Here is a 25,660-nt window from a genome sequence, read left to right as displayed (position 1 = left end):
AACCGGGCGGGCCGTGCAACATGGCGTCAGGCCTCGTCCGAGAGAACTCTGCCTGGCCTCACCATGGGGCCGTTGTTCTTGCCGTAGGTTTCCAGGTTTTGCAGCACATAGATCGCTTTTTTGAACTCGGGAACCAGGTAGTTGGCGTACTTGTTACCCTTCAAATTATTGTTCTGAATGTTCTCCAGTTGCGTGGCGAAATATTCCAGCGCATTGAACTTGGCGTCAGGGTCCTTGATACCAAACCGGTCGAACTTGTCACCGGCATTGCTCAGTGTGACCGCTGTTACATCGCTGATCAGGCCACGCTCTTTCAGCATGACACTGAGAGCACCCATGGACTTGACAGAAATATCAGTGGGGTCAAAACCCTTCATCTGTTTGCGCAATTTCATCTTGTCCATCTTGACTGTATCCAGCTCAACCGGATTGTTGCCCACCAGGTCAAGCATCTGCCTGACCTTGACGCTCTGGGGAACAGGCTTTGATCTGCTGGCGGCATCTCGAACCAATAGACCCGCTTTCGCGGTCCAGTTGCCGGTATATCCGATCGTCATTGAAAACTCCTTGTTTGACCAAGTTGGGTGGCCAGAAGTATCGGCCGAAGCACTGAGGCAACCAAACTTTAATTCAGAGCCTTAACAATTCTCATACAATTAAGATACATACTGTAAAACTTCTTGTTTATTTGAACTTATCGCCCTGACGAATGTTCTTTCAGACTTTTCTTACATATCGGCTAGTTGGATTTCATCAGCACCGATACTTACCCTCGAATCTCAATCTGACAATTTTGTAATGTGCCCCTCATCTGCCTGACAGCATTGACCTACCATCATCGAACGGCAGATCTTTGTAGTAATTGGAAACACTCCTTGAATGCCTGACCGGATAAAATGGTCAGAATGCGTTTTTTTGCCCGTTACCCGAGACGAATCCCATGCGAAACCCTCTGCGCCTGATCGCCCTGAGCGCCCTGTTGATGTCTTCACTGGCCCAGGCCGCCGACCTCATTCCAATCGAGGTTCACCGCGACGCCAATTGTGGTTGCTGCAAAAAATGGATCACCCACCTGGAGGCCAATGGCTTCAAGGTCGAAGACCACGTCGAAACCAATATGAGCGAGTTCAAGCAACAGCACGGCGTGCCGCCGCGCCTGGCGTCGTGCCACACCGCGTTGATCAACGGCAAATTCGTTGAAGGTCATGTCCCGGCCGACCAGGTCCTGGCCTTGAGCAAGCGCGACGATCTGCTGGGGGTCGCGGCCCCCGGCATGCCCATGGGCTCGCCCGGCATGGAAATGGACGGCATGAGCGATGCCTATCAGGTCATCGGCCTGAAAAAAGACGGCACTGACGTGGTGGTTGCGGACTACCCCGCCCATTGATGTCGGGCGCGTACCTCGGGCTGTTTTTCGCGGCATTCGGTGCCGCCACGCTGCTGCCGTTGCAATCCGAAGCGGTGCTGGTCGGCCTGCTGCTCAGCGATCGGTACTGGCCCTGGGCACTGCTGGCGGTGGCAACGTTCGGCAACGTTCTGGGCTCGCTGCTTAACTGGTGGCTGGGGCGCGGGATCGAGCGGTTCCGTGACCGACGCTGGTTTCCGGTGAGCCCCCGGCACCTGGAAAAAGCCCGGCTTCATTACCAACGCTATGGCCATTGGTCATTGCTGCTCAGTTGGCTGCCGGTGATCGGCGATCCGCTGACGCTGGTCGCCGGGGTCATGCGCGAGCCGCTGGGGCGTTTCCTGCTGATCGTCACCCTGGCCAAGGGTGCCCGTTACGGCGTGCTGGCCATGGCGACTTTGGGCTGGATGGGTTGAACCATCAAGGGCGGCGGTTGCCTGTGTTTAATGCCGCCCTAATCGAATCGATCCAGCATCGGCGGATTTACCATGGAGCCCTTTCATGTCACGCCCCTTCTCCTGCTGGTTGCCCAGCCTTTTACTGACCGCCGCCCTGCCCGTCATCGCCCACGCCGAAGGACCGGGATACGGTCCCGAGTTGCAAGGTTTCGACTACCCCTACACCCTCAAGCACTTCGCCTTTGAATCCCAGGGCCAATCCCTGCAAATGGGTTACATGGATGTCGCCGCCCACGGCAAGCCCAATGGTCGCAGCGTGGTGCTGATGCACGGCAAGAATTTCTGCGGCGCCACCTGGGGCAGTTCGATCAAAGCCCTCAGCGACGCTGGCTACCGGGTCATCGCCCCGGACCAGATCGGCTTCTGCACCTCCAGCAAACCGGCGCACTATCAGTACAGCTTTCAGCAACTGGCGACGAACACCCAGCAATTGCTCAAGGCCCTGGGCATCCAGCAAGCCACCCTGCTGGGGCATTCCACCGGCGGCATGCTCGCCACTCGCTATGCCTTGCAATACCCCGAACAGGTCGAGCAACTGGCGCTGGTCAACCCCATCGGCCTGGAAGACTGGAAAGCCCTCGGCGTGCCCTATCGCACGGTGGATCAATGGTACGAGCGCGAACTCAAGCTCAGCGCCGAGGGTATCCGCAACTACGAACGCACCACCTATTACGGCGGTCGCTGGAAGCCGGAATTCGATCGCTGGGTCGACATGCTCGCCGGCCTGAACAAAGGCCCGGGGCATACCCAAGTCGCGTGGAACTCGGCGCTGATCTACGACATGATCTTCACCCAACCGGTGTACTACGAATTCCACAATCTGAAGATGCCGACCCTGCTGTTGATCGGTACGTCCGACACCACCGCCATCGGCAGTGACATCGCCCCGCCCGAAGTCAAGGCGAAGATCGGGCACTACGACGTCCTCGGCAAACAAGTGGCCAAGATGATTCCCCGGTCCACGCTGGTCGAGTTCCCTGGCATGGGCCACGCGCCACAGATGGAAGAACCGGCACAATTCCACCAGGCCCTGCTCGCCTGGCTGAACAAGACCAACCCCGTGCGTTGAAGAGGAAAGGCTCCCACAACGAATAATTGTTCATGCTGCGGTGTTCTCATCACATCAACCTTGCACTGCGCCTGGCCAGGCGCGATCTGATCCGAACCCCGTGAACCTGTGGAGCAATGCCCATGAATATTCGCTTTGCTGTTCTGATGCCCCCTCTGTTGCTGGCCATTGGGTTGTCCGGCTCCCTCGCCCTGGCCAACGGCGGTGGCGGCGACGACGACGCACCCATCAGGCCCAACTGCCCCAAAGGCCAGGTGTTCGATAGCAAATCCCAGCGTTGCGTGCGGCAGACCAGCAGCCTGGTACCGGACGAAGACCGCACCAACTATGCCTATCGACTGGCCAAGGACGGGCGTTATGAAGAAGCCCTGGCCCTGCTCGACACGCTGAAACAGCCAAACACGGCAAAAGCGTTGAACTATCGCGGCTACGCCACGCGTAAACTGGGACGTACCGACGAAGGCATCGGCTATTACCTGCAATCGGTGAAACTCGACCCGCAGTACGCGCAGGTCCGCGAGTATCTCGGTGAGGCCTATGTGGTCAAAGGCCGGCTGGATCTTGCCCAGGAGCAACTGCGACAGATCGAATCCATCTGTGGCAGCACTCAATGCGAGGAGTATCAGGACCTGGCCGAAGCCATCAACGGCTCATCGAAAACCTGACAACCCGAGCGGACGGAGGTCGCCATCGCCAGCGATCAGGCAATACGAACGGAACTGAACCAGCATCTGGCGCGTTTATGGCGTTACGGCCTGCTGTTGTCCCGGCAACGGCATGTCGCCGATGACCTGGTGCAAGCCACCTGCGTGCGGGCGCTGGAACGGGCCGGGCAATACGTGCCGGGAACGCGCATGGACCGGTGGCTGCTGAGCATTCTGCATTCGATCTGGCTCAATGAAGTCCGCGCCCGACGGGTGCGCCAGGGTCAGGGTCAGGTAGACGCCGATCAGGCCTTGTCGTTCGATGGTGAATCCGTGGCCCAGACCCACGTGCTGGCGGCACAGGTCATCCGCCGCGTCGATGCGTTGCCCGAGGCCCAGCGCGAAACGGTGTTTCTCGCCTATGTCGAAGGCTTGTCCTACCGCGAAGTCGCCGAGGTGCTGCAAGTGCCCATCGGCACGGTCATGAGCCGCCTGGCCACCGCTCGGGCGAAACTGGCCGAATACCCACCGTTGCACACGGTGCCCACCCCTAACCGAGGAGAACATTGATGAACACGATACCCTCGGACGAACAACTGGTGGCTTACCTCGATAACCAACTCGATACCGAGCAGCGCGCGCGCATCGACGCGGCCATCAATGCCGACCCGATGCTCGGCCTGCGCCTGCAATGGCTGGATCGCAGCAGCCTGCCGTTCAAGGACGCCTATGATGAACTGGCCCGACAGGCGCCGGTGGATCGCCTGCAAGCCATGCTCGCCACGCTGCCCTCACCCGCCCGTCCCGGGCTCAGTCGACGCTGGTTCCTGGCCGCCGCGGCCGGGCTGTTGGCTGGCGGTGTATTGGCGGACCGCTTGTTCCTCGGCTGGCAAGCGAGCCGGCAGACACATAACTGGCGCGGCCTGGTGGCCGATTACATGGCGCTCTACGTACCGGAAACCCTGGATCACTTGCCCGGCGATGAAGCCGCGCAACGGGCACAACTGCGCACCATCGATGCGCGCCTGGGCCTCAACCTCGCGTCGGCAAAACTGAGCCTGCCCCGTGCCGAATTCAAGCGCGCGCAAATCCTCGAGTACGACGGTGCGCCCATCGCCCAGATCACCTACCTCGATCCGGCGCACGGCCCCATGGCCCTGTGCGTCACCCGCTCCAACAGCGGCAGCCGACATTTCGCCCGGGAACAGCGACGCGAACTGAACATCGTGTATTGGGCCGATATGGAACACGCCTGGATGCTGATCGGGCATCAGCCGATGGCGGACCTGGAGGAAATGGCGAAGACGTTGCGCGAGCGCCTGAGTACCTGAGAAACCCCGGTTCAACGCAGGCGCTGCGCCAGCGCCTGCCAAGCGCGTCAGGCCGACGCCGGCAACCACAAGCGAAACCGCGCTCCGCCCAGGGGCGAGGCTTCCACCGTCAGCGTCCCGCCCTGGGCTTCCAGTGCGCGGCGGCTGATCGCCAGTCCCAGGCCGAAACCACCCGTGGCGCGGTCGCGGCTGCGGTCGAGACGGTAGAAGGGTTCGAAGATCCGCTCGCGCTCGTCATCCGGAATGCCGATGCCGTCATCGTCGACCCAGATTTCACAACCGCCGGCATAGGCCTGCACACCGATCTGAATACGCTTCTCGCAATAGCGCATGGCATTGCGCAGCAGGTTTTGCAAGGCACGGGCAGTCAGGCGCGGGTCCAGGCTGAAGCGTTCGAACTGGCCGTGGAGCAGCACGTCGATGACGATTTCCGGGGATTGCTGTTCTTCGTCGACGCTGCCGAGAATGCTGTCGATGAATTCATCCAGCGAGACTTCGACCTGCTCCGGTAGCCGCGCCGGGTTTTGCAGGCGGCTGTAGGACAGCAGCTCCAGCACCAATTCATCGAGTTCTCGAATGTGCGCCACCAGGCTTTGCAGGCGCTCGCGACTGGCCGCCGGCAAGTCGTCGGACAGCGCCAGCGCCAGGCCGAAATCCAGGCGCGTCAGCGGCGTGCGCAATTCGTGAGACACCGCATTGAGCAAGTCCCGCTGCTGGTTGAGCAGGTTCTCGATGTCGCCGGCCATGGTGTCGAACACACTGGCCAGGCTGCCGATGTTGGAACTCGGGGAGATTTGCGTGCGCTCGCCCAGGTGGCCCTTGCCAAAGCGTTCGGCGGCGCCCTTGAGGCGTTCCAGGTCACGCCAGTGCGGGCGCAGCCACAGCAACAGGCACGCGAGCATGGTCGCGCCGATCAGGACGTTGATGCTCCAGTACAACAGGTTGACGTCCAGCGGGTCCGGTGGCACGACCATTTGCACCACGGTGCGCTCATTGAGCGGCGCGACCGCCAGCGTGCGCCAGCCCCAGTCGCCCACGCGCACGATGTTCTCGCCGCGGCGCAAGCGCTGCTGTTCATCAGGGGTCAGGCTGCTGTCGTCATTGCCGCTGAGCACGATGTGCAGAGGAGAGAAGTCCTTGTCCATTTCAGCGGCCAGGGCCGGCCACTGTTCGGCCGGGACCCCGTGGAACTGTTTGACGATCAGCGTTTGCAGCCCACGGGAATAATCGAGGTTGTAGGTGACAAAGCGCTCCTGGAACACCTTGACCACCAGGTCCGGCACCAGATAGATCGCCGCGCTGAACGAGACGATGGTCACCAGGTACAAACGAAAGAGGATTCTGAACATCGGCTCAGCATTCCCACTCGGATCGACTGAACAGGTAACCCTTGCCCCACACGGTCTTGATCTTGCGCGCCTCGCCGGCGTGGTCGTCGAACTTGCGCCGCAGCTTGGAAATCGCCACGTCCACCGAACGGTCGGTACCGTTGAATTCGATGCCGCGCAAGCGTTGCAGGATCTGGTCGCGGCTCAACACTTCGCCGGCATGCCGGGCCAACACCACCAACAGGTTGTACTCGCCGCTGGACAGTTCCACCAACTGCTCGCGCCAGGTCACGGTGCGCTCGGACAAGTCGATGCACAGGTTGCCCATCAGAATGCGGTCGTTGGCGGTCTGCGGTTCGCTGAGGCTGCTGCGGCGCAGCAACGTCCGCACCCGGGCCAGCAGCACCCGCGGCTCGCAAGGTTTGGTGACGTAGTCGTCGGCCCCCATTTCCAGGCCCAGGACCTGGTCGTGGCTGTCGTCGCGGGCGGTGAGCATCAGGATCGGCAAGGTCGCCGAATCGGCGCGCAGCAGGCGACAGACTTGCAAGCCGTCGAGGCCGGGCAGCATCAGGTCGAGGATCACCAGGTCCGGCGGATTGAGCCGCGCACGTTCGCGCACATGGTCACCGCGACCGATCACGCTGACGGAATAACCGTTGCGTTCCAGGTAGCTGGCAATCAGTTCGGCGAGGGCGGTGTCGTCTTCGACCAGGAGGATGTTGGGCATGGGGTGTTTCCAGAAAGTGCTGTGGCGCCAGATACGCCGCCATCGCGAGCAAGCTCGCTCCCACAGTGGCCGGTGGTGTTCACAACATTTGTGTTCACATCAAATCCCTGTGGGAGCGAGCTTGCTCGCGATAGCAATCTATCAGGCGCAATAGAAATCAAGGACTGAAGGATATACGCCCTCACTCGTCCCTGAGTAAAACCCTTACACAATTTCACACAGCACCAACAAAGCTTCACCGCTACCCTCGCCTTCGCCCAGTAGGATGCTGGGTGTCTTTATTGGGGTATTACATGTCGAAAAATCTGCTTGCCAGGCTCAGCCTGATTGCACTGGCGTTGACACTGGCCGCGTGTGACAAGTCCTCGAATGCCGAGGAACAGGCGCCGCTGGCCACGGTTCGCGTCGAAACCATCGAGGCGCGGCCACTGACCATCAGCAGTGAACTGAGCGGACGGATTGCCGCGCCGCGCATGGCCGAAGTGCGTGCCCGCGTGGCTGGCGTGGTCTTGCAGCGCACCTTCCGTGAAGGTAGCGACGTGAAACAGGGCGATGTGTTGTTCCGCATCGACCCGGCGCCGTTCAAGGCCGACCTGGACAGCGCGGAAGCCGTACTGCGCAAGGCCGAGGCCAATGCGTTCCAGGCCCGGTTGCAGGAACAACGCTACGCCCAGTTGATCGATGACAAGGCCATCAGCGGTCAGGAGTATGACAACGCACGCGCCAACGCACGGCAGACCGCCGCCGAAGTCGCCGCCAGTAAAGCCGCTGTGGAGCGGGCGAAACTGAACCTCGGTTACGCCACCGTCACCGCGCCGATTTCCGGGCGCATCGGTCGTGCATTGGTCACCGAAGGCGCGCTGGTCGGGCAGAACGAAACCACGCCGCTGGCGCTGATCCAGCAACTGAACCCGATTCATGCCGACCTGACCCAGTCCACCCGCGAACTCAACGAACTGCGCCGCGCCTTCCGTTCCGGCCAGTTGCAGCAGGTCGGCCAGGACCAGGCCAAGGCCACGCTGATTCAGGATGACGGCAGCCTCTACCCGCTACCGGGCAAACTGCTGTTCAGCGACATCACCGTCGACCCGGGCACCGGCCAGATCATCCTGCGCAGCGAGTTCCCCAACCCCGACCTCGACTTGCTGCCCGGCAGTTTCGTGCGCGTACGCCTGGAACAAGCGGTCAACCAGCAAGGCATCAGCGTGCCGCAACGGGCCATCCAGCGCGACAGCGCCGGCATCGCCCAGGTGCTGCTGCTCGACGCCGAACAGCGGGTCGGGCAGCAACCGGTCGAACTGGGCACCGTGCAGAACGATCGCTGGATCGTCACCGGCGGCCTGAAGGCAGGCGACCGCATCGTCATCGAGGGCCTGCAGCACGCCCGCCCCGGCGAGAAAGTGCAGATCGACGACACCCCTCTTCCCCTTGCCCAGACGACTGGTCAGTAAGCAGGACGCTTCTCTATGCCGCAGTTCTTTATCGACCGCCCGGTGTTCGCCTGGGTGGTTGCCCTGTTCATCCTGCTGGCCGGTGCGCTGGCCATTCCGCAACTGCCGGTGGCGCAATACCCGGATGTTGCGCCGCCACAAATCGAAATCTACGCCGTGTACCCGGGCGCTTCGGCGCAAACCGTGGACGAGAGCGTGGTCAGCCTGATCGAGGAAGAACTCAACGGCGCCGATCACCTGTTGTATTTCGAATCCCAGAGCAGCCTGGGCAGCGCCACCATCAAGGCCACCTTCCAGCCGGGCACCAACCCGGAACTGGCCCAGGTGGATGTGCAGAATCGCCTCAAAGCCGTGGAATCACGGCTGCCGCAAGCGGTGATCCAGCAGGGTTTGCAGGTGGAGAAAGTCTCCTCCGGCTTCCTGCTGTTGATCACCCTGACGTCCAGCGACGGCAAACTCGACGACGTGGCGCTCAGCGATTACCTGGCGCGCAACGTGATGAATGAGGTCAAGCGTCTGGATGGCGTCGGCAAGGCTCAGCTGTACGGCGCCGAGCGGGCGATGCGGATCTGGATCGACCCGCGGAAACTGCTCGCCTTCAACCTGACGCCGGCAGACGTCAACACCGCCATCGTCGCGCAAAACGCCCAGGTGTCGGCGGGCAGCATCGGCGACCTGCCGACCCGCACCACCCAGGAAATCACCGCGACCATTCTGGTCAAGGGGCAGTTGTCGACCCCCGAAGAGTTTGCCGACATCGTCCTCAAGGCCAACCCGGACGGCTCGACCGTGCGCATCAGCGATGTGGCGCGGGTCGAGATCGGCAGCCAGGAATACCAGTTTTCCACGCGCCTGAACGGCAAGCCGTCCACTGCCGTTGCCGTGCAGCTGTCGCCCGGCGCCAACGCACTGAACACCGCGACCCTGGTGCGGGCGAAGATGGATGAACTCAAGCGCTACTTCCCGGCGAACGTCGAGTATTCGATACCGTACGACACCTCGCCTTTCGTCAAGGTTTCGATCACCAAGGTGGTCTACACCCTCTTTGAGGCGATGCTGCTGGTGTTCGCGGTGATGTTCCTGTTCCTGCAGAACATCCGCTACACGCTGATTCCGACCCTGGTGGTGCCGGTGGCGTTGATGGGCACCTTTGCGACGATGCTGGCGCTCGGGTTTTCGATCAACGTGCTGACCATGTTCGGCATGGTGCTGGCCATCGGCATTCTGGTGGACGACGCCATCGTGGTGGTGGAGAACGTCGAGCGGATCATGGCCACCGAAGGCCTTTCGCCCAAGGAAGCCACGCGCAAGGCCATGCAGCAGATCACCGGGGCCATCATCGGCATCACCCTGGTGCTGGTCGCGGTATTCATTCCGATGGCGTTCATGCAGGGCTCGGTCGGGGTGATCTACCAGCAGTTCTCACTGTCGATGGCCACCTCGATCCTGTTCTCGGCCTTCCTCGCCCTGACCTTGACCCCGGCCCTGTGCGCGACGTTGCTCAAGCCGATTGCCAAAGGCGAGCACCATGAAAAGACCGGGTTCTTCGGCTGGTTCAACCGTCGCTTCGAGCAACTGACCGACCGTTACCAGGGCTGGGTGGCCTACGCGTTAAAACGTACCGGGCGCTACTTGCTGATCTACGGCGTGCTGCTGATCGGTCTGGGCCTGGCCTTCAGTCGCCTGCCCTCCTCGTTCCTGCCGGTGGAAGACCAGGGTTACACCATCACCGACATCCAGTTGCCGCCGGGTGCGAGCAAGAACCGCACGGTGCAGGTGGCCGAGCAGGTTGAAGCGCACAACGCTGGCGAGCCAGGCATTCGCGACAGCGTGGTGATTCTCGGCTTCAGCTTCTCCGGCAGCGGGCAGAACGCGGCGCTGGCGTTCAGCACGCTCAAGGACTGGTCCGAGCGCGGCAGTGAAGACTCGGCAGCCTCCATTGCCGACCGGGCCAACGTTGCCCTCAGCCAGATCAAGGACGCGGTGACCTTTGCCGTACTGCCGCCGCCCGTGGATGGCCTGGGTACGTCCAGCGGATTCGAGTTCCGCCTGCAGGATCGTGGTGGTCTCGGCCATGAGAAGTTGATGGAAGCCCGCACCGAGTTACTCGCGGCGGCGCAAAAAAGCCCGATCCTGATGAACGTGCGCGAAAGCGCCCTGGCCGAGGCACCGCAGGTGCAACTGGTGGTCGACCGCAAGCAGGCCAACGCGCTGGGGGTGTCCTTCGCCGACGTCGGCAACGTGCTGTCCACGGCCGTGGGCTCGGCCTACATCAACGACTTCCCCAATCAGGGGCGGATGCAGCGTGTGGTGGTGCAGGCCGAGGGCGACCAGCGCAGCCAGGTGGAAGACCTGCTGAAGATCCACGTGCGCAACACCCACGAAAAAATGGTGCCCCTGTCGGCCTTCGTCCAGGCCAAGTGGACCCAGGGCCCGGCGCAGTTGACCCGCTACAACGGCTATCCGGCGATCAGCATTTCCGGTGAACCGACCCCGGGCCACAGCACCGGTGAGGCCATGGCCGAGATCGAGCGGCTGGTGGCACAGGGCCCGGCGGGCCTGGGCCAGGAATGGACCGGGTTGTCGTTGCAGGAACGGTTGTCCGGCAGCCAGGCGCCGATCCTGCTGGGGCTGTCGCTGTTGATCGTGTTCCTGTGCCTGGCGGCGTTGTACGAGAGCTGGTCGATCCCGACCTCGGTGCTGCTGGTGGTGCCGCTGGGCGTGCTCGGTGCGGTGCTGGCGGTGACCTTGCGCGGGATGCCCAACGACGTGTTCTTCAAGGTCGGGTTGATCACCATCATCGGCCTGTCGGCGAAGAACGCGATCCTGATCATCGAATTCGCCAAGAGCCTGTACGACGAAGGCCATGACCTGATCGACGCCACCCTGCAAGCGGCACGCCTGCGGTTGCGGCCGATTGTCATGACCTCCCTGGCGTTCATCCTAGGCGTGGTGCCGCTGGCGATCGCGACCGGCGCCAGCTCGGCGAGCCAGCAGGCCATCGGCACCGGGGTGATTGGCGGGATGATCACGGCGACCCTGGCCGTGGTGTTCGTGCCGGTGTTTTTTGTGGTGGTAATGAAGTTGGTGCGCAAGCGCCATAAAAACACCTGACAAAAACACTAACCCCTGTGGGAGCGAGCTTGCTCGCGATGGCGGCGTGACAGTCAACAAATATGTTGAAAGTGATGGCCTCATCGCGAGCAAGCTCGCTCCCACAGGGATCTCGGTGATTTCAAGATAGTGGTTACCTGGGCTAAGGTGATTGCACAGCCCCAACCCCTCGAGCCTCCATGATTTTCCTCGCACGCACCCACCCTCGCCTGTCCGCCGCCATCCTGCTGGGCATCGCGGCGGGCTTTCTGGCTCCGGCAGATTCGCCGATCAGCAAGATCCTCATCGGCTGGAATGCCGGCGTCTGGATCTATCTGTCGCTGATGCTTTGGCTCACCGTGCGTTCGAAAGCGCCTGACGTGAAACGCATCGCCGAAATCGAAGACGAAAACGCCGGGCTGGTGCTGGCGCTCGTATGCATTGCGGCGCTGGCCAGCCTGGCGACCATCACCTTCGAACTGGCCGGCAGCAAAGACCTGGAAACCACGCGCAAGCTTTTGCATTACGGCTTCACCGCCCTGACCGTCATCGGCTCATGGCTGCTGATCGGGGTCATCTTCAGCCTGCATTACGCCCGGCTGTATTACATCTGGGACGGCAAGGAGCCGGCGCTGCGTTTTGCCGAAGGTCTGACGACCCCCAACTACTGGGACTTCCTGTACTTCTCGTTCACCATCGGCGTGGCGGTACAAACCTCGGATGTCGGCGTGGCCACGCGGGGCATGCGCAAGATCGTGCTGGCGCAGTCGTTGATCGGTTTTCTGTTCAATACCGCCATTCTCGGGTTCTCGATCAACATCGCCGCCGGCCTGTTCGGTTGATGACTGCACAAACGTTCTAGGCATGGCCCTCGGTCAAGGCGTTAAATATCCCGGCAACCGTATCGCAGGTGCCCCATGAGCGCTCACAACTGGATCGACCTGGCCCAGGATGCCGACACCGGCATCGAGACCCTGCGCGCGCATTTCGAAGGCCATGCCTATGACCCGCACTGGCATGACAGCTATCTGGTGGGCGTCACCGAGCAAGGGGTGCAGCAATTCAATTGCCGACGGGCCAGGCACCAGAGCACGCCGGGCAAGGTGTTTCTGCTGGAACCCGGTGACATCCATGATGGCGACGCGCCGACCGCCGACGGCTTCACCTACCGCATGCTGTACCTCGACCCGCAGTGGTTGCAGCGCGAACTCGGCGCCGTGTTCGATCATGCCCCCGACAACAGCCAGCTGAGCTTCGCCGCCACCCTGGCCAGCGATGCGCGCCTGGCCCAGGCCACCAACCTGGCGTTTGAGACCCTGCATCGCGGTGAACTGAAGATCGTCCGCCAGACCGCCCTCGACGGTTTGCTCGAACGCCTGACCAGCCACTTGCAATGGCGCGCCCGCGATGGCCAGGACCCGCGTTTGCCACAGGTGGCGCAGAAGGCCCGGGAATACCTGCATGCCAACGCGCAATACGACATCGGCCTCGATCAACTGGCCGCCGTCACCGGCGTCGACCGCTTCCGCCTGACCCGCGCGTTCAAGGCGGCCTATGGCATGGCGCCTCACGCGTATCTGGTGCAATTGCGCCTGGCCACGGCGCGGCGGATGCTGGCCCGTGGTGAGCAACCGGCGGCTGTGGCGATGACATTGGGCTTTGCCGATCAGAGCCATCTGGGCCGTTGGTTCATGCGCGCCTACGGCCTGACGCCGGCGTTGTACCGCAAGCGCTGCTCAAATCTTCCAGACAGGTAATACCGGCGATGGTGAAGATCAACGTACTGATATTCACCGGAGTCTGCCTGCGATGCTTTCCTCTTTCCCGACCTTGTTGCCCTTCTTGCTGTTTGCCTTTGTCGCCTCGATTACACCGGGCCCGACCAACATTCTGGTGCTGAGCAACAGCGCACGGTTTGGCGTGGCGGCAGCCGTGCCCATCATTTTCGGCGCCTGCGCCAGCGCGGCGATCCTTGTGCTGTTGGTGGGTACCGGAGCCGGGTCAACGTTGACCGCTTGGCCGGTCTTGCAAACCGTCATGCAATGGGTCGGTGTAGGGTGGCTGAGCTATCTGGCCTGGCAGATTTTCAGCACCCCCGCCGAAGCCATCAGCACTCAGACCAGAGAAGTCCGCCTCGGAATGTGGGGTGCCGCCAGCCTGCAATGGATCAACCCGAAAACCTGGATGATGGCGCTGGCGGTGGTCAGTGTGTTCGCCGAAGGCGGCGAACAGCGTGGGTTGCGGGTGGCATTACTGTCGTTGGTGTTTTTCCTGGTGTCCCTGCCATGCCTCGGCGCATGGGCAATGCTGGGCGCCGGTTCGAGCCGCTGGCTGCGGACGCCGCGCGCCATGCAACGCTTCAATCGTTGCATGGCGCTTTTGCTGCTGGGTTCGACGTGGATAAGCGTCTGGATCTGAATGCCCCATGTGACCCATCGGTGCATAACGAGTTTCAACCGCCATCAGGATGACGTCGCGGCTGCAGCGCCGTTGGTGAACGTCGTCGTTACAGACAAGGAACGGTTTCCTGCGGCATCTTTGGCCCTTACGTCAAAAACGTCCGAGCTCCCCAAGCCTGAAACCGGGTAACTGGTACCGCTCACCGAAATCCAGCTACCTGCGTTACGCCGCACCTCGTAGCCGGTGACCCCGACATTGTCTTGCGACGCGCTCCAGCTCAGCAGTGCATTGCCAGGCGTCGAGGGCGTCAGCTTGAGGGCCGTCACGCGAATCGGCGGCACGAAGTCATGGGTCACCACGCCAATCACAGCCGACAGGGCCGGTACGGGGCCTTCGGGCCGACGGGGCTGAACGGTGAACCGATACTCCTGTTCGGCTATCAACCCCGTGGCGAGGTATTCACGCACACTGGTGCGAACGACCGGTCGTCCCGGGCAGGTGATTTCGTAATCGATCAGATAAGAGGCGTCCTGCGGCGCATCCCAGGTCAGACTCGCCTCGTTGAACGTCCTGCCGGGATTGCTCAGGTTTCTGGGTTGTGTCCGGTCCGGGCCGATGGTGACGGTCGCATATGCCGGTGCTGAATATCCAGTCTCGTTGAAAGCTCGCACTTCGATGAAATAGGTCACATCAGGAGACAGGTGCCTCAATAGCCAGGTCAGGTGCTCGGTTTCATATCGTGCGATGACTTGCGGGTGCTGACTGAGCACGCCATAGGCCACCTCGTATCCAGGCTGATTGATCGTGGCCCAACTGACACGCACCGTATCAAAGGTGTCCAGCACAACCAACGGGCCTGGCTTGGGTGGCAACGGTGGGCCATCCAGCGTTCGTTGAGTGATGCGCGACGGAGAAGATTCGCCGTTGGCATTGCGGGCGCTGACTTCGACGAAATAAAGGGTATTTTTGTTGAGGTTGGTCAGCGCCTCGCGCAGTAGTCGCGTGGTCAGCGTATTGACCGCCCCACCGGGTTCGATACCGTAACGGATGACATAATCGTCGGCCGCCGTGGCGGCAAACCATTGAATCTCCAGCGTGGAGATTGTCGGCGTCGCTCGCAAGCCAACGGGCGTCGCGGGCACTTGCAAGGTCTGTCTGGTGATACGTGTCGGTGCCGAATCGCCGACATTATTGGACGAGCGCACATCGAAATAATAGTGGGTTCCGGCATTCAGGCCGCTGACCGTGTGAGCCGCCGCCACCGATGTCGCGGAGCCGATCACCGCGCCACTGGGGGCAAGCCCGTAGCTGATCTTGTAGCTCGAAGCATCGGCGGGTCCGGACCAGCTCAAGGCTATGGTGTTTTTGCTGGGTGTGGCGCTGAGATTGGTCGGGCTTGACGGTACGGAGGCCGCCGGATGGGTCTTGGCTTGCGCGTCCTTGCTGATTGGCGACACCTCGCCACCCTTGAGCCCGAAAATCTGGATGAGATATTCCGTGTTCGGATTGAGCCCGCTGACGATATAGGTCAAGGAACTGATGGGGACATCGAACTCGCCCTCCGTGGGGCCTCCCGCCACTCCCCACTTCACCCGCGAACCGGTATGCCCGCCACCGGCCAGGTAGCCCCAGATCACGCGTATGGCCGAGGTCGACTGAGCGGACGCGGTAATGGTAATCGGCGGAACCACATAAGCCGTCCCAGGCAGGGGTGATTCGTTTTCATGCCCGCTCATTCAGACGCCTCCAGCAACGGTTTGACTGCGTTCATTTAAATACCGTTTGCGGGTGCAGCACCACTGACAGAACGGTTAGTGGCGATCGGCCGGTTTCTATTGTTCGCGCAATAGCAGCACTCGACCTTGAATCTGTAAGGCCGTCGCCCTTTCTCCGGCGATGCGTTGGGTCAAGGCTGAACAGCGCATGTCCTTCTCCCGTCGCGCGGATTCCCAGCCACAACCCTGTCTCACGTCGAGAAGCGCGCCACCGGCGTTTTCAAGCGACGAACGGGTATATCGGTGTTGATCGAAAACCGCCCCTTGCGTCGGCATTTTTCCGGTGAGGATCTGCGTAATCACTCGCCTGCGTTCAACACGCAAAATCTCGCCTAATCAAAAAATTAACGCGCATTCCTCAGGACGTCATGACTCAAAGATCCATCCTACAACTACCGAAGTCTTCGGCTGACAGCCTTTTCCATAACACCTGATTAAAGTTCCTCACCTGTAATTTCTGACAGGTTCCAAGTCGGTTGATTCGCGCTATAACGACACCTCGCCTACAGCCCTGCACCGGGCTTTGTAGGACGGCCGCGCGAACCGTGCCTTTGTGAAGTAGGAGGATTCCGCCGCGCCCACGCCGTCAATGATGATGAATGGGAGATCCAAAATGCATCAGTCCGCTACCCCCTCAGTTCGCTCATCGCCAGCCTCGCTCAATTTGCCACCTGTGGAGAGTAGGCAGGCAAAAGAAATCAGGCTTACCTCTCGGGAAAAAGAAGTCTTGCAGTGGAGCGCCGCGGGCAAATCTTCCTGGGAAATTGGCCAGATCGTCAGTTGTTCCGAGGCCGGTGTGAATTACCATTTTTGCAACATTCGCCGAAAATTCGGCGTGAGATCGCGCTGGATCGCCTTGGTCATGGCGCTGGAACAGGGATTGATTCAATTGCCTTGAGCCAGTCCGTCCCCAAGGGGCCGCGTGTCATCGCGTCCTAGGGACACCCAATGATTCCGGACCAGACACTTCATGCCTTCCCCCGTCCCCGTGCCTGTGACGATACGCCCGTATCGTGCAGGCACCGCCCGGACAACGCGCTACGCATTATCCTCGCCGATGACCATCCCGTGGTGCTGACCGGGGCCAAGATGACCCTGTGCGCGCAACCCGGTTCAGCATTCAGGATTGTTGCCCTGGCACATAACGCGGATGAACTGATCACCCATTTGCAGAACACCCCCTGTGATTTGCTGATCAGCGACTACTCGATGCCTGACGGACGCTTTCCCGATGGCCTGGCATTGATGGGTTACCTGCAGCGTCATTTCAGCCACATACCGCTGATGGTGATGACCGTGTTGCGCAACCCTTCGCTACTGCAAGCGTTGCTCAATATTGGCGTCAGGGGCCTGTTCGACAAGCGCAGCCCCATGACCGAGCTGAAATCGGCAGTGCGGACGGTGATCAAAGGCCGGCGCCACCTGTGCCCGACGATTGCAGAAATCCTGCAAGCCCGGAACGTGCCGTCCAGCTGTACGGCCATGCCGTCGATGAAACTTTCCGAGCGGGAGCTGGAGGTGGTCAGGTTGTTTGTCCAGGGATTGTCCGGCCGGCAGATTGCGGCGCAACTGAACCGCAGTGAAAAAACCATCAGCCGACAGAAACGCACCGCCATGGACAAGTTGGGGCTTGGCCATGACGGTGGGTTGGTGGAGTTTGCGCGGGTGAGTGGATTGGGGTAATCCTTTTTATTAATAACGAACCACTGAAACTTTAAATCAACTCCTGACGAAGTAAACAATAAGATTTAACTATTAGCACCCAGCGCTGATGCACTCACTCATCAGCGCTGGGATCTTTATTGGCTTACCCATTAATACATACACTCATTATTGCGCCCATTGTTTATTTGAGTCATATCGAATACCGCCTCCTCTAACTTCATTGTTTTTTTGTTGGTATTTTCGAGCCGCCCTGGCTTCAGCTTTGGCTTCGGTTTTGGCTCTGGTTTTGGCGGCATCTTTGGCTTGTTCTTGGGCTCGTTTCATAGCTTGCTCTTTGAGGCGATCTAAATACCGATGACGATCCTGATAAGCCCGTAGCACATAATCATCTAAGTACTCAGGAACCGCTTTTAACTCATTAGCGCTATGACGAGTAATAAGCCTTTTCCCAATGTTCCCCTCCATAAAATCAATCTGCGAAACCGAATCAGCGTATTTTCTAAAAAGTTCATCAGGCACATCTTTACCATTAAACTGTTCCAACTGAGACCTATAATGCCCAACCTGGTTCATGGCCTCTCCCGCATCAGATCGAGTTATTTTGTGCAGCGTCGCAGAGCCTTTTCCCTTGCCTACCATCTTCATACTACTTGGTATGCCTTTTGCCACTCTAGAATTCGTAGTCAATTTAAAAAGTCTAATTACAGCTCCCCAAGGACTATGGCCATTTTTATCTGTGAGATCAATCGGGTTCCCTAAGCAATACATATAAGCATTGATCCCCCCATCCCCAAACGGGCTCCAACTATCCGGACTATGAAACCGCATCAACAACGGATTGAACGCCCGATACCCGTTGCCCAACAGATACCATCCGGTTTGCGCTTCCCGTCGTTCGCCGTTGTAGCCCAAATGCCCACTGAGCGCCGCGTCATCCGCACGATGGCCATACGCCGAATACGTGACTTCATTGCGCCGGTCCTGGCTCACCTCACACAACACGCTGCTCTTGTCATCGCTGACAAGGAGTAGGGACTTTGGGTCGGCACCTGCCTGATGCTCGGCGAGCACTTTGCCGTCAGCTCGCAGGAAAGTACTGCTATTGGCACCCGTGATCAGATTGGCCAGATTACCGTCCTGATAAAAGCGCTGTTCATTGCCGCCAGCGGTGCCGAGTCCACTCAGGGTGTCCAGCGAGTCATAGTGATAGCCAGTGGCTTTTTCGCCTGCCTGGGCACTGACACTGATCAGACGACCCAGACTGTCATACCGCAAAATACGCCCCACTTCGTCCTGCAGCAGATTACCGTCGGCGTCATAAGTAAAATCAATTCTGGGCGGATAAAGCGGATCGCCCGGTAGCGCCGGGGTCAACGTATTGGTGAGCCCGGTCAATTGACACGGGTCTTTCTCGTTGGTGTATTCGAAATAGATCACATGACGCCCACCCTCGAAGGTCGTCTCCACGAAGTCCAGGTTGTCCTGCGCATCAAAACCGAAAACCTGACATTTGATGATTTTTCCATAAGGGTCCTCCGGCCGTTGACTGCCAGTGCATTTGTAGTCGACCAGGCGCCCACGCTCGTCATACGCATAGGTTTCGACGCGCAGCTCCTCGCTGCCTTGCATCAACGTCCGCTGGGTCAACCGGTCGACCTCATCGTAGGTCTGGCTCAGTGTTTGTTTTATCTGATTGCCCAGATCGAACGTACGCCGCACCTCCCGCCCGAAATCATCGTATTCAAGATCGATCTGCAGCCGCTGCGCTCCGTCGATGGTTTCAATCGTCTTGAGTTGCGCCAGATTGTCGTAGGTGAATGTCGAGCGCGTATCCCCCAGGCGGGTTGCAGTCAGTTGCGCACGGGGGTTGTATTCATACTCCTGGGTTTGCCCGAGGACATCGGTGTAGCGCATCAAGCGTGCTTGCCGGCTGTACTCGTAATACATGATGCGCGTGACTTCGCCGGTCTGCCCGCGGCTTTCGCTTTTCAGTTCGCCAGTGCTGAAATACTCGCGTTCAAGACTGTGCGTGATGCCCGACGGGTCCACCTCTTCAGTGGTCCGCAGGCGCGCATTCTGGGCGTCATAGGTATAAACCGCGGTACTCTCTAGCGCTCTGCGTTGCTCTGGATCCTCACCCAGTTCCGGCCGATACACGTAACCGATTTCCACCCCACTGGGACGCTTGACGCTTTTCGGCTGGCTTTGACCCGGGTCGAAGGTATAGACACTTTCCCGCCCGCCAGTGGTCGAAAGGACCATGCGATCGAGGCCATCGAAGCCCTGCTTCCCCAATACAACGCCGTTGACGCTGATTTCAATCGGCAGGTCTTCGCTACTGTGCCTGGCATATTGGCGCTCGACGACGTTGCTGTCCGGCAACACGGTTTTGGTCATCCGGTCGAAACCGTCGTACTCATAACGCGTCCAATTGCCCGCCGCATCCTGTTCCTCGGCGGTACGCCCTAGCCCGTCATACTGATAAACATGCTCGCTGATCTGCCGGCCACCCAGGTCGATACGCTTGACGCTGTCGGGCTTGTCAAACAGGTTATTGACGGTGATGGTTTTACCCATGCCTTCCAGCCAATGTGTGGTTGTGCGGGCGATCGGGTCATTGACCTCGTGCTCCTCGACACCATCGGGCCGCACAACGCTGCGCTGCTCGCCCCAATCGTCGTAGTTGAAAAAGCTGGTCAAGGCTACGTCTTTTGCTCGTTCCCAGTCGATATCCGTCTCGCTGGTCATCTGCTCCCGGTTGTTGTAAGTCGCACGGTAAATCTCACGGTACTGCCGATCATCGCCACCGAGGGCATCGGCATCAAGCCGGGTTTCCCTGATGACCCGGTTGTGCCCGTCCAGGTAGGTGATGGTTTCAACGCCCTTGACGTCCCTGGCGCTTTGCATGGCCTGCTGGCCCGATGCACTGGTCAGCGTATAGGTGTAGTTGCGGCTAGCGACATAAGGCGTGTTCGGTGCCACGGTTTCCCTGGTCACACGCCCGAGCAGGTCATACTCATATTCGATTTCAACATCGTTGTCGTCACGATTGAGCAAAGGCTCGCCATTGAGCAGCGAGTGCTGCAACGTGATGATTTTTTTCTCCCCGTCGAAGCCAGTCAATGTGCTGACGGTGTGCTGGACCGTTTCGCCGTTGCGCGCGTTGCGCGTCATGCTGTAACTGTAGTCCGTGGTCGTGGTCAGGTCGTTGAGCGTTACCGCATCCTGCAACTTGCGCCCGTGAATGAAGGGATTTGTCGGGTCGTTGTAGTATTTGTAGGCCGTCAGTTGTAATGACTGCTCCTGGCCGCTACCAAGTGGCACCAGGGTCTCGTCCCTGATCGCCAGCCATGGCCCGGAACCGGTCAAACCCGGTTCAGCCGTGTAGGTGTAGCGGGTTTGCAGGGTCGGGGCCTGGCCGTAAGCGGACCGGGCGGGGGTGACCGTCTTGCTCTTGAGATTGCGCACAAACCCTTGCGGGTCAGCCGGGCAGTCATCACCCTCGCCTTCGGCCTTGTACCATTCGCTGGTTTCGGTCACGCCGTTGGCGTTGACCTGGGTCAGCTGGTTGCCGAAGTCGTCGAAAGTGGTGGTGACGATTTCCGCATGCCGGGGCAGCGTGGCGCTGGCGAGGCGCCAGGTCTGGGTGACCTTTTTCGGCAGTTGGCAGTAGGGTTTCTGGTCCTTGAAGTCCAGGGCGGGATCGATGTGGTATTCGGTGTCGGTGGTCTGCAGGGTGTTTTTCGCCGGGTCGCTGCTGTACTGGGTGATTTGCTCCTGCGTCATCAGGTGAAAGCGGTTATACACCCGCTTGGTTTCACGGACCGCCTTGCCCGCCAAGGCGTCCCAGAGGATTTCCCGGGTTTCGTACTCGTACGCCGAGCGCACTTTGTACAGGTTGTCCAGGCCATCGTCGCTCCATGACAGACCGCTGCCGAAGCCCAGGAAGTTATGGTCCCGGGCATCGTACTCGTAGCGGGTTTCGATGGCGGGCTGGCCAAAACCGGGGTCGCGCTTGTGGCTCGCCACCCGCGGCAGGGTGCGCCCGGCCTGGCCGGGAAAATAATGCGCGCGGCTGGCATAGGTGACGGTTTCATGGCCGCCGGTGGGGGTGTAGACGTCTTTGAGGCAGGTCAGGCCGCTCTGGGCAACGTAGTCGAAACGCCACGAGGCTTTGTCGTCGGTCGGCAGGACCAGGGTCTTGCTCTCGCCATCGATAATGCTCATCTGGAACAGCGCTTCGAAGGCACTGCCGGGGTGCAGCGTGATCTTCAACAGGTTGGTGGTGCGCGCCAGGCTGAGCAACGCGGTGCTGTCGGTAGCGTTGGTGATACGACTGAGCAGCGGTTCGGTGCCGAAGGCCACATACTCGAGCGCGACACCGTGGCCCTGGGGCGAGAACATCTGCACCGGCAGCGCGACCTCGCCCTGGCCGACCTCGAGGATCTCCACCAGCCCGGCCTTGTGCTCGACGCGATAACGCTTGTTGCCCAGGTCATGGAAATGAAAGGAGTCGATTTTCTGTTCCGGAATCACCGGTCCATTGGGCCCGCCGAGGATGACCTTGAAGGTTTCACCGGTATACAACGACAGCACGCCGTTGGTGGGGTTGAACTGCGACAGTTGCAAGTTCCAGCCCTTGCCGAAACCGCTGTCGGCGGCATTGAGCGGGTTGAAGTTCAGTTGCAGCGGAACGACCGGGCCGCACAGGTTGTTGGCTTTCAATTCAGGCAGTGAAATGGCACAGGTGTATTGCCCGGTGCGCGGATCGACCTGACTGAGAATGAAACTCATGAAATTGAAGGCGTTGGAATGCACGGAAGTTGATGTCGACATGACTCACATCCTTAAAAATTCAGTAACGAGTGCGATCCGCAACGGACCGCACTGTTGATCAACTACCGGCGTTATGAACCGATGATTTTCAGCTTATTTCGATTAGTACCATCGAAGCCGATTCGCACGCTGTGCTTGTTGCCATAAACATCGATGACAATCACATGCAGGGCTGCATCGAAATCGGCTTTGGCATAACGATCATATGGGCAATATTCACGGCGATGCAGGCTGAACAACACCTGGCCTTCAGGTACCGGATACCCTGGGTTCACAAAAGGAAGTGGAGTTTGTGTCTTGTCGCCCAATCGGCGCAACAGAATATCGTCAATGTGCAGGATCTGCTGACCCTGCGCATTTTTGACGTCGGGTAACGCATAGCCGGTGATGCTGTAAATATCCTCCAGCAGAGTATCACTTTCCCATTTGATCATGCTGGAATTACCGACAAACTGAATGTCTTTTATTTTTTCCTGTACACCCTTGATCATCAACTTCAAGTAATAGTAATCGGTGGTGTTCATATCATCTTCGTCTGCATCACCCTCCACACGAGTCGCCGGATCATCTCCGAATGTTAATATGACCTGACCGCCAACTCCTCCGTCCGGCGGTGCGACTGCAATGAGGTTGCGTGCCTTATGATTATGTTCTCCATCTTCCACGCTTTTATTGGAATAAAAGTCCTCTCTGGTATCATTGCGAATGGTGGCCGACACCAGCAGGTTCTCGACTTTATGGCATTGGACAAAGAACTCTTTGATGTACATCCTTGCCTCGCGCGTTTGCCCTGCGCCCGTTGGTTGAACGGTGACAAGATCCGGGTGAGGCTTATAACCATTTTCAGCTTCAGTGACATACCATTTCCCCCCCTCCGGTACGCCGCCCTCACCGACTTCTGGCAATGGATTTTTTTCATCTGCCGAGACCAGGCGAATACTCTTGTACTCTGCATCAGACAACTCCAGCGGATCAGGCGCCCCGTCATAGACCATAGGGCGGAACCGAACCACGACCCTGGCCTGTTGCAAACCATTGGCCCAGACCCGGATTGGCGTGGTATCCACCGTAAAATCAAACGTGTCGACGGCGAACCAGTCCGACTGCGGGGCGTGGTTGTTCAGGTGAATGATGCTGTAGCCGGAAACCACCCCGGCCAAGGTTCCTTTCACTACGCTATAAGGTTGCGTGATCACGCTTGGTGCCGTGAACTCACCTGTATCGGGATTGACCTGACCTTCTCCCGCGACCACCGACCACTTAAGCGAAGCGTCCTCGGGGCCTGTAAAAAATGCGCGGCCATTAGCCCGTACGCCGGGAACGAAGGCCGGGGTAATCGCCAGTGAAAAACTCCCATTGAGCAACAGCACCGTGGCAATGGCCTTGTCACCAGTGAGACTGTCCTCAACATCAATCAGCACTGTTTCCAAGGTGTTCGAGGGTGGCGTCTGTGGTCGTGTATAGGTCACCTCGCGGCCCTGATTGGCGCTCAAGGAGCCCTGATTGCCACGTAACGACCACTTCAGCGTGCCGGCCCCCAGGGTGGTTGCCTTCAGCGTGACCGTTGTCGCGGTACTGTCACTCATATCAATCTGCGCCATCGAAGGCGTCACCACCACCCCGGCCAAAGCTACGGTAACCAATGCCGAGGCGGTCACCTCGTTACCGGTGGCCGGGTCTGTGTAAGTGGCGGTCACCACATTGCGCGCCGCCGTGCTTTCGAGCAGCTGAACCTCCGGCGCCGTGTACTCGCCACTGGCGTTGATGCTGCCCAGGGCCCGGGCACCGTCGACACTGCGTACGCTCCAGGTGACATCTGCGGCCTTGATGCCCAGTTGGCGGATGGTGAAGGTTTGTTTCTCACCGGCCTTGATCACCGGCATCAACGGATCGAGGGTGAACGTGGTTTCTTTCGGGTCGATGTGCCCGAAAAGCGCCAGGTCACCGGGCAGTCGTGCTTCGGTCAGTTGCAAGGCGTTGCGTTCGGGGAAGAGCAGGTTGCTGATGGCCAGGACGTTGATTTCGGGGATTCCGAAACTTTTAAATCGTGCCGTATCATTGAAAAAAATCTCGTATTTTTTAAGTTCCAGATCCACTAATGGTAAGTACTCTTCAGAAAAACGCTCTTTAAACTCCAAACTACCGTAACTTTCTATAACAGATTGGTAATTATAAGGAAATGACGCCGAGGGAGACTGCGCCTCAAAAGACAAAGAGTTAAATGGACCAATTACTGGAGCAAAATCAATTCTTACATCCGTTGTAACATCCGCTTTCGACGGATAATTATCAGCACCTCCAATCAATACCCATACCCGTACATTAAATGGCTGCTGCTGCATCTTGGTCCAAGTGACTGACAACATATTCTGCTGATCTGCACCAATTCGCAAGGCCTCAATATCGCTACCACTGAAGTCTAACTTGTGTTCCCCAACACTACTCACGTCCTCTGTCCGCCCTATACCATCGTACCATCGGATAAAACACCCAGGTAAAGGTAGCGCACCAGAAACAGCCTTAAGTGATCGAGCAATGGAGTTGGATTCGTGAGTGCGTTCAAAAACAATTTCACTGCCAATCATTTGCTGTATCGGGTATTGAATATACCAATCAAACACCACCCGACTGGCCAACACCAAAGCCCCCGAATAAATGGCCTTGCCCTGCGCATCCCGATCATTGGGAATCAAATAATCCAGAGCGCCTTCCGCCGGGTCATTCCCCTCCTTTGGATTCCCCTTGGTCCTGACCATCAGCACCACCGCGCCCTCACCGTAGTCGTCGGATGTGCGTATCTTTCCTTCCTCGGTGGCCATGGTGCGGATCATGAATGAACGCGGTGCCAGCAAATCGACGTCGCGCAAGTCCAGCATGCCCAAGGTGTAAACCCGGTCCTCGGGTTTCTGCTCAAGGAACAGCGCCTTGAAAAAATCACCCAGCGACTCTTGCGATTTCTCTTCATTCACCAGGTTGCAACGGCAGTTGTAGCCGTCACCTATATCGACAGTCACCTGGCCTTGTTCATTGACCGTGCCCTTACTGGCGGCGAGGTCGATGTCCATGGTGACGGTGTACCCTTGATGGGCGCTCACCACATAGCTGTAAAGAATGGCCCCCGGGACCTGGTTGCTTCCCTTGCGCACATAAGAAACCGTGCCCGACACAATATCCATGGTCGCGGTCACTCGGGAATCACGCAGCGAGGCCTTCTCGAAACTCAAGCGAGGCTGGCTCAAAATCAACCCACTCAACTCAAGTACCTCGGTACCATCCGGTGTCATCGCCGGCGCACCAAAGATTTGCTTCATGAAACTGTCCTGGTTGAAGCGCGTAATGTATTGCTGCTCCATCAAGCTGTTGACTTTGGCCCGATTCATGAACACCACGGCGTCCCAGCCGAGGGTGATCGATTTACCTTGCATTCTGTTTGTAAGCTCAACTAACGAATAATTTGACATAATGCACCCGACTTAAT

General features: G+C 59.0%; 19 protein-coding genes. 13 read left to right on the top strand and 6 right to left on the bottom strand.

Annotated features, from left to right (window positions below; all coding sequences use genetic code 11):
* Positions 1-26: 26 nt before the first annotated feature.
* Positions 27-557: a hypothetical protein gene (locus ACMDB8_RS12555; protein WP_223540927.1), complete on the bottom strand. Its 531-nt coding sequence runs from the start codon at positions 555-557 to the stop codon at positions 27-29.
* Positions 558-940: 383 nt separating this feature from the next.
* Here ACMDB8_RS12555 and ACMDB8_RS12550 point away from each other — a divergent pair, with 383 nt between their 5' ends.
* The 6 genes from ACMDB8_RS12550 to ACMDB8_RS12525 all read left to right on the top strand — a co-directional run bounded on the left by ACMDB8_RS12550 (position 941) and on the right by ACMDB8_RS12525 (position 4,907).
* Complete coding sequence (locus ACMDB8_RS12550) at positions 941-1,387, top strand: DUF411 domain-containing protein (protein ID WP_056724558.1); 447 nt, start codon at positions 941-943, stop codon at positions 1,385-1,387.
* A complete protein-coding gene (locus ACMDB8_RS12545) occupies positions 1,387-1,821 on the top strand; it encodes a YqaA family protein (RefSeq protein ID WP_056724556.1) in 435 nt (144 codons plus the stop codon). Before ACMDB8_RS12550 ends, ACMDB8_RS12545 begins: the two co-directional genes overlap by 1 nt.
* Positions 1,822-1,906: 85 nt before the next feature.
* Complete coding sequence (locus ACMDB8_RS12540) at positions 1,907-2,932, top strand: alpha/beta fold hydrolase (RefSeq protein WP_409079052.1); 1,026 nt, start codon at positions 1,907-1,909, stop codon at positions 2,930-2,932.
* 122 nt (positions 2,933-3,054) lie between these two features.
* Positions 3,055-3,597: a tetratricopeptide repeat protein gene (locus ACMDB8_RS12535; RefSeq protein ID WP_056724552.1), complete on the top strand. Its 543-nt coding sequence runs from the start codon at positions 3,055-3,057 to the stop codon at positions 3,595-3,597.
* 66 nt (positions 3,598-3,663) lie between these two features.
* A complete protein-coding gene (locus ACMDB8_RS12530) occupies positions 3,664-4,146 on the top strand; it encodes an RNA polymerase sigma factor (RefSeq protein ID WP_409079063.1) in 483 nt (160 codons plus the stop codon).
* Positions 4,146-4,907 carry an anti-sigma factor family protein gene (locus ACMDB8_RS12525; protein WP_409079053.1) on the top strand — a complete coding sequence of 254 codons (762 nt, stop codon included), beginning with the start codon at positions 4,146-4,148 and terminating at the stop codon, positions 4,905-4,907. Before ACMDB8_RS12530 ends, ACMDB8_RS12525 begins: the two co-directional genes overlap by 1 nt.
* 47 nt (positions 4,908-4,954) lie before the next feature.
* Here the strand turns inward: ACMDB8_RS12525 and ACMDB8_RS12520 are convergent, their stop codons facing one another.
* On the bottom strand, positions 4,955-6,256 hold the full coding sequence (locus ACMDB8_RS12520; protein WP_056724548.1) for an ATP-binding protein: 1,302 nt from the start codon (positions 6,254-6,256) through the stop codon (positions 4,955-4,957).
* 4 nt (positions 6,257-6,260) lie between these two features.
* Positions 6,261-6,962 (bottom strand): response regulator transcription factor, encoded by a 702-nt coding sequence (locus ACMDB8_RS12515; RefSeq protein ID WP_007985461.1) that lies wholly within the window; start codon positions 6,960-6,962, stop codon positions 6,261-6,263.
* Between the two features lie 293 nt (positions 6,963-7,255).
* Between ACMDB8_RS12515 and ACMDB8_RS12510 the strand changes: the two genes are divergently transcribed.
* The 5 genes from ACMDB8_RS12510 (at position 7,256) to ACMDB8_RS12490 (ending at position 13,924) form a co-directional block, all read left to right on the top strand.
* Positions 7,256-8,413, top strand: a complete 1,158-nt coding sequence (locus ACMDB8_RS12510) for an efflux RND transporter periplasmic adaptor subunit (protein ID WP_409079054.1) — start codon at positions 7,256-7,258, stop codon at positions 8,411-8,413.
* Positions 8,414-8,428: 15 nt separating this feature from the next.
* On the top strand, positions 8,429-11,527 hold the full coding sequence (locus ACMDB8_RS12505; RefSeq protein ID WP_223540922.1) for an efflux RND transporter permease subunit: 3,099 nt from the start codon (positions 8,429-8,431) through the stop codon (positions 11,525-11,527).
* Between the two features lie 179 nt (positions 11,528-11,706).
* Positions 11,707-12,348 (top strand): DUF1345 domain-containing protein, encoded by a 642-nt coding sequence (locus ACMDB8_RS12500; protein ID WP_223540921.1) that lies wholly within the window; start codon positions 11,707-11,709, stop codon positions 12,346-12,348.
* Between the two features lie 75 nt (positions 12,349-12,423).
* A complete protein-coding gene (locus ACMDB8_RS12495; protein ID WP_223540920.1) occupies positions 12,424-13,263 on the top strand; it encodes an AraC family transcriptional regulator in 840 nt (279 codons plus the stop codon).
* A gap of 52 nt (positions 13,264-13,315) precedes the next feature.
* A complete protein-coding gene (locus tag ACMDB8_RS12490; protein ID WP_056724540.1) occupies positions 13,316-13,924 on the top strand; it encodes a LysE family translocator in 609 nt (202 codons plus the stop codon).
* A 44-nt stretch (positions 13,925-13,968) separates the two neighbouring features.
* On the opposite strand, the gene ACMDB8_RS12485 is transcribed toward ACMDB8_RS12490, so the two are convergent.
* Positions 13,969-15,642 (bottom strand): fibronectin type III domain-containing protein, encoded by a 1,674-nt coding sequence (locus ACMDB8_RS12485; protein ID WP_409079055.1) that lies wholly within the window; start codon positions 15,640-15,642, stop codon positions 13,969-13,971.
* A 652-nt stretch (positions 15,643-16,294) separates the two neighbouring features.
* On the opposite strand from ACMDB8_RS12485, the gene ACMDB8_RS12480 reads away from it, so the two are divergent.
* Together ACMDB8_RS12480 and ACMDB8_RS12475 are read left to right on the top strand one after the other, a co-directional pair.
* Positions 16,295-16,579, top strand: a complete 285-nt coding sequence (locus tag ACMDB8_RS12480) for a LuxR family transcriptional regulator (RefSeq protein ID WP_056725098.1) — start codon at positions 16,295-16,297, stop codon at positions 16,577-16,579.
* A 50-nt stretch (positions 16,580-16,629) separates the two neighbouring features.
* The gene (locus ACMDB8_RS12475) at positions 16,630-17,364 is read left to right on the top strand and encodes a response regulator (protein WP_409079056.1); all 735 of its coding nucleotides are present in this window, start codon (positions 16,630-16,632) and stop codon (positions 17,362-17,364) included.
* A 147-nt stretch (positions 17,365-17,511) separates the two neighbouring features.
* On the opposite strand, the gene ACMDB8_RS12470 is transcribed toward ACMDB8_RS12475, so the two are convergent.
* Together ACMDB8_RS12470 and ACMDB8_RS12465 are read right to left on the bottom strand one after the other, a co-directional pair.
* Positions 17,512-22,182 (bottom strand): RHS repeat domain-containing protein, encoded by a 4,671-nt coding sequence (locus ACMDB8_RS12470; protein WP_409079057.1) that lies wholly within the window; start codon positions 22,180-22,182, stop codon positions 17,512-17,514.
* A gap of 71 nt (positions 22,183-22,253) precedes the next feature.
* On the bottom strand, positions 22,254-25,643 hold the full coding sequence (locus tag ACMDB8_RS12465; protein WP_409079058.1) for a hypothetical protein: 3,390 nt from the start codon (positions 25,641-25,643) through the stop codon (positions 22,254-22,256).
* Positions 25,644-25,660: the final 17 nt, after the last annotated feature.

The sequence above is a fragment of the Pseudomonas monachiensis genome (genome assembly GCF_047345015.1).
Lineage (GTDB): Bacteria > Pseudomonadota > Gammaproteobacteria > Pseudomonadales > Pseudomonadaceae > Aquipseudomonas > Aquipseudomonas monachiensis.
Note: the sequence above shows the minus strand (reverse complement) of the source record. Positions and strands in the feature narration are given on the sequence as shown.